Raw genomic sequence first — 5,003 nt, 5'->3', positions numbered from 1 at the left:
GACCGCGAAAAACGCCGTGATCTCGTGGGTAATGCGAGCCGGAACCGCCGCGCCGTCCGCAAGCACGACATGCAGAAAGAGGACGGCGAACTGATAGGCGGCCAACTCGCGGTTTTCGTTGCCGCGGCTTGCGCCCGGCGTGACGCGCGTGCGCAATTCATCCGGGCCGAGTTCTGCAAGCGGTGCTCCGCTGTCGGCATCGACGACCTTGAGCTTCTCGAAACGGACATCGCCGCCAGTGATATTCGTCACTGCCAGTTCGTAGACGATGTGACGCCTGCCGTCCGAGCCTGGAATCACATGCGGGGGAGCGATGATCTCCGCAACGAGTGGCGTGAGCTTCGGATTGTCGCCGGCAGCGTGCACCCCGGATGGAAATGTTGCCAACAACAGCACAAAGGTCGAAAGGAGCCAAATTGGAACCCGCATTCGAACGCGCCTCCTCTGCACACGCTGACTTTGCGACGCGAGGGTACGACAATGAAGGCCGGGAGCCAAGGTGGCGTGCGGCACATGGAAGATTCGCCGAACCTGGCGCAACCGCGGCCTCAAGTGTTATCGTTTGCATGTCTGGTTTACGGGAACTTTGCGGGCCTCTGATGACAGTTCAAATCAGCCGGCCGCCACAGCCAGGGGACAGGATGTGATTCTGTCGTCCCTGCTTGCGAGTACATTCAACAGACGAACTCGGTAGCAGCGGTGAATTGGCGGTAGCCCTCTACCGACTCGAACCCCCATAAATGCTTGGATCAAGGTTGCACCACAGCGGATCCAAAACACCCCGACCTCCTCCAGAGGGCCCGCATCTCGACGGGAGCCGCAAGACAGAAAATTCGAAAAGCTTCTAGGAAACCCAAGCAGACTGAACGGCGCTGCGGACAATGAGGTTTACGAATACACCGGCGAACATTCGCATTGGGGCGGTCAATATCGTCGGCAGAAGAGCGTCCGAAAGGGCTACCGGCGGCTCCCTCGTAGGAACGAAAAAAGAAGAGAAGCAGAACTTTCTTGTGCGTTTTTTGCACACAATGTTCCGTAACCTGATTATATTCAGGTATGCAAGACGCCAATGTCATCCTCGACCAGATGTAGGTTGACGCTGCTCAGCTCCGAGGTCGCGCGTGCGCCCTGGTCCTTGAGCAAATGCGCGAGGTGAGCGACGATGCAGTCGCGGCGTCTCACGACGTCCAGCTGTTCGCGTCGATCCTCCACCTGCATAAACGCCTCGGCCGATCGCAGCAAGAGCGGCCACCGCACGCGCTCGGGGTAGAGGTGCCGCATGCATAACGCGCAGGCCAGGGACACTGGTCGGCGGGGTGGTTAACGGACTGCAGACCAGCAGGCGTGCGATGGCAACCGAACAGCTTTCCAGCCAGAGGCGTCTGACCCTCTCGCTAAGCCGTAAGCAACTTTGTTTGGCAGATAAGGGGCCTGAAGCGGACTGACAGCTTCTAAGCACGCATTTTCACAAGCGGACTTTCTTTCCGCAACGGAATCGCTTTGACATGCGCAATCCCGGCCATCAGGCCGGGAACAGGAACGCCGAAGCGGGATCGAAAAAGATGCGCTGACCTGATCTGGCGGTGCCATCGCCCACCTCTGCGTCAGAGGTTGGCCTGACGTCGATCTCATCTCCGCCGGCCGTGCGTGCCACGACCCGCCGTCGGTCGCCGAAGAAGGCGGTATCGACGATCTCGACGGCGAGTGCCACGCTTGTCGGCGTAGGCGTCAAGCGGAAGGCTTCCGGGCGCACCATCAGCCGGACGTTCTGGCCTTGGCCGAACGACGTTGTCGCCTTGACGCCGGTCACGATCGAGCCGCCGGCCAGGCGGATCGTCGATGCGCCATCTGCGGTTTGCAAATGCTCAGCCGGCAGGAAATTCGAGTTGCCGATGAAGCCGGCGACGAACTCGCTCGCCGGCCGGAGGTAAAGATCCTCGCCAGTACCGATCTGTTCGATGCGGCCTTCCCTGAACAGAGCGATGCGATCCGAAAGATGCAGCGCCTCCTCCTGGTCGTGCGTGACATAGAGGATGGTGACGCCGGTCTCGCGGTGGATGCGGCGGATCTCGGCCTGGATTTCCTGGCGCAGCTTCTTGTCGAGCGCCGACAGCGGCTCGTCCATCAGCAGGATCGGCGGGTCGTAGGCGAGCGCGCGGGCAAGCGCCACGCGCTGCTGCTGGCCGCCCGACAGCGCGCCCGGATGGCGGTCGGCGAAGTTTTCGAGGCGCACCAGCGCCAGCATGTCGGCGACCTTGCGCTTGATCTCGCCATCCGGTCGGCGGCGCACGCGCAGCGGAAAGGCGACATTCTCGGCGACACTCAGATGCGGAAATAGCGTGTAGCGCTGGAAGACCATGCCGATGTTGCGCTTGTGCGACGGCACCGAAAGCAGCGACCTGTCCTCCAGGAGTACATCGCCCGAGCTCGGATCCTGGAAACCGGCGATGGCGTAGAGTGTCGTCGACTTACCGGAACCCGACGGGCCAAGGAACGTCAGGAACTCCCCCTTGGGCACATCGATGGTGACGTCATGGACGGCGACGAAGGCGCCGAACGTCTTTCTCACCGCGCGTATGGACAGGAATGGCCGGGTCATCTTGACATTTTCCTGCGAAGGAGTGCGGTCACGATCATCAGGCACAAGGTCAGGCCGACAAGCAGGCTGGAGGCGGCGGCGACGACCGGGCTGAGGTCGGCGCGCAGGCTGCCCCAGATCTTGACCGGCAAGGTCTGCAAGGTCGGGCTTGCCATGAAGATCGCCACCACGACCTCGTCCCATGAGGCCAGGAAAGAGAAGATCGCCGCGGAGAAGATGCCGATCCTGATCGACGGCAAGGTGATCCTCAACCGTGCCTGCAGCGGGCTGGCGCCGCAGACTATGGCCGCGTCCTCGATGGATTTGTCGAAACCCTCTAGCGCCGCAGTGATCGGGATAATGGCGAAAGGCAGCGCCAGGATGGTGTGGGCGATGACGAAGCCGACCGTGGTGCCGGCAAGGCCGATGCGCAGGAAGAAGGCGTAGATGGCGATGGCGAACACGACGACTGGCAGCACCATCGGCATCAACAGCAAGCCGCGCAGGACCTGGCGTCCGCGAAACTCACCCCTGACCAGGCTGAAGGAGGCGAACAGGCCGATGACGACGGCGAGGATGGCGGCCATGGCGGCAATCCGGACACTGGTCAGCGCGGCATCGATCCAGGTCGGATCAGCCAGCAACTGCTGGTACCATTTCAGCGTCCAGCCGGGCGGCGGGAAGGCGAGCCAGCGCGACGAGCCGAACGACAGGAGCACGATGAAGACCACCGGCAGCAACAGGAAAGCCGCCACTGCCGCCGTGAAGCCGACAAGTGCCACGCGCAGCCATCCGAGCCGGTCATAGTCGAGCAGCATGTCAGAGCCCTCCGCCGGCGCGCCTGGCGCCGACCAGGCGAAGCTGGATCGCGTAGAGCGCCATGGTGACGACAAGCAGGACGAAGGCGGCCGCACTTCCAAGCCCCCAGTTGAGCAGCGACTGCACCGTCTGGGCGATCATCTCGGCCAGCATCATGTTCGATGTGCCGCCAAGCAGGGCAGGCGTGACGAAGTAGCCAAGCGACATGACGAAGACCATCAGCCCTCCGGCGGCGATGCCGGGAAGCGACAGCGGCAAAAGGATGCGGCGGAAGGCCTCGGACGGGCTTGCGCCGCAAAGGGCGGCCGCGCGCAGCGTCATAGGGTCGATGGCGCGTAAAGTGCCGACCAGCGGCAGGATCATGAAGGGCAGCATGATGTACACCATGCCGATGGTGACCCCGGCGAGGTTGTTGATGAGCGGCAGCGGCTCATGGATGATGCCCAACCCCATCAGCGCCCTGTTGATGACGCCGGTGCGTTGCAGCAGCACCATCCACGCATAGGTGCGGGTGAGAAGATTCGTCCACATCGACAGAATGATGATGCCGAAGACGATCGAGCCCGGGGCCGGCGGCATGATCGCCAGCATCCAGGCAACAGGGAAAGCCACCAGGATGGTGACGGCTGTGACGACCGATGCGACCAGGAAGGTGTTGAGGAACACCCGCACATAGGTGTCGCTGCCGAACAGCGCCGCGTAGTTCTGCAAGCCGGGTTCGGGATCGGTGACGCTGCGCAGCAGCAGGGCAACCACCGGCACGATGAAGAACAGGCCAACCAGAAGCAGGGCCGGCAAGGCGCTGCCGCTGCCGGCTGGCAGGCCGGCAACCGAGCTGCGTCTGAAAGAACTTCCCTGCATCGAGCGGTCCTGTCTCAAAACGGGGCGCGCAAGTTGCGCCCCGTCGGTCTGCAACGGTGTTACTTGGTCTGCCAGGCATACCAGCGCGCGGCGATCTCGTCGCGATGCTCGGCCCAGTAGTTCATGTCGAGGTTGATCTGGCCGTCGACATGGGCATCAGGCAGGGCCTTGACGGCATCGGCGGGCATCTCCGCCTTGGCCTTGGTGTTGATGGGCGCATAGCCGCTTGCCTCGGCGAATTTCGCCTGGCCGGTCGGGCTGGTGGCGGCGGCGAGGAACTTCATCGCGCTGTCCTTGTTCTTGGCGCCCTTCGGCACGACGAGCACGTCGGCGGCGGTGAGGTTCTGCTTCCAGGCGACGCCGACGTCGGTGCCATCCTGCTGGAGGGCGAAGACACGCCCGTTCCACAACTGACCGAAGGCAGCCTCGCCGGAGGCAATCAGCTGCTGTGATTCAGCGCCGCCGCCCCACCAGACGATATCGGATTTGATGGTGTCGAGTTTCTTGAAGGCACGGTCGAGATCAAGCGGATAAAGCTTGTCCGCCGGCACGCCGTCGGCCAGCAAAGCGATCTCGATGACGCCCGGCGCCGACCATTTGTAGAAGGTCCGCTTTCCGGGAAACTTCTTGGTGTCGAACATGTCGGCCCAGCCGGTCGGTTCGCCCGAGACGGCGCCCTTGTTCCAGGCGAGCACGAAGGAGTAGTAGAAGCTGCCGACGGCGTGCCGGCGGACAAGCTTTATCC

5 protein-coding genes and 1 pseudogene are annotated in these 5,003 nt (G+C 62.8%); all 6 read right to left on the bottom strand.

What is annotated here, in order from left to right:
* Positions 1-366 (bottom strand): annotated as a pseudogene (locus EN932_RS29065) (M23 family peptidase); the annotation flags it as partial.
* Between the two features lie 684 nt (positions 367-1,050).
* Complete coding sequence (locus tag EN932_RS29060; RefSeq protein ID WP_164766225.1) at positions 1,051-1,281, bottom strand: hypothetical protein; 231 nt, start codon at positions 1,279-1,281, stop codon at positions 1,051-1,053.
* Between the two features lie 241 nt (positions 1,282-1,522).
* Positions 1,523-2,599: an ABC transporter ATP-binding protein gene (locus EN932_RS29055; RefSeq protein ID WP_128369260.1), complete on the bottom strand. Its 1,077-nt coding sequence runs from the start codon at positions 2,597-2,599 to the stop codon at positions 1,523-1,525.
* Entirely contained in the window at positions 2,596-3,396 is an 801-nt protein-coding gene (locus EN932_RS29050) for an ABC transporter permease (protein WP_027161997.1), read from the bottom strand. The genes EN932_RS29055 and EN932_RS29050 overlap by 4 nt, the downstream gene beginning before the upstream one ends.
* A gap of 1 nt (position 3,397) precedes the next feature.
* The gene (locus EN932_RS29045) at positions 3,398-4,258 is read right to left on the bottom strand and encodes an ABC transporter permease (RefSeq protein WP_027161996.1); all 861 of its coding nucleotides are present in this window, start codon (positions 4,256-4,258) and stop codon (positions 3,398-3,400) included.
* A 59-nt stretch (positions 4,259-4,317) separates the two neighbouring features.
* A partial coding sequence (locus EN932_RS29040; protein ID WP_128369259.1) for an extracellular solute-binding protein occupies positions 4,318-5,003 on the bottom strand: 686 nt, incomplete at its 5' end.

The organism is Mesorhizobium sp. M7A.F.Ca.US.002.01.1.1, from assembly GCF_004022955.1.
GTDB lineage: Bacteria > Pseudomonadota > Alphaproteobacteria > Rhizobiales > Rhizobiaceae > Mesorhizobium > Mesorhizobium ciceri.
The sequence above is the reverse complement of the archived record's forward strand: the minus strand, read 5'-3'. Positions and strand labels throughout refer to the sequence as shown.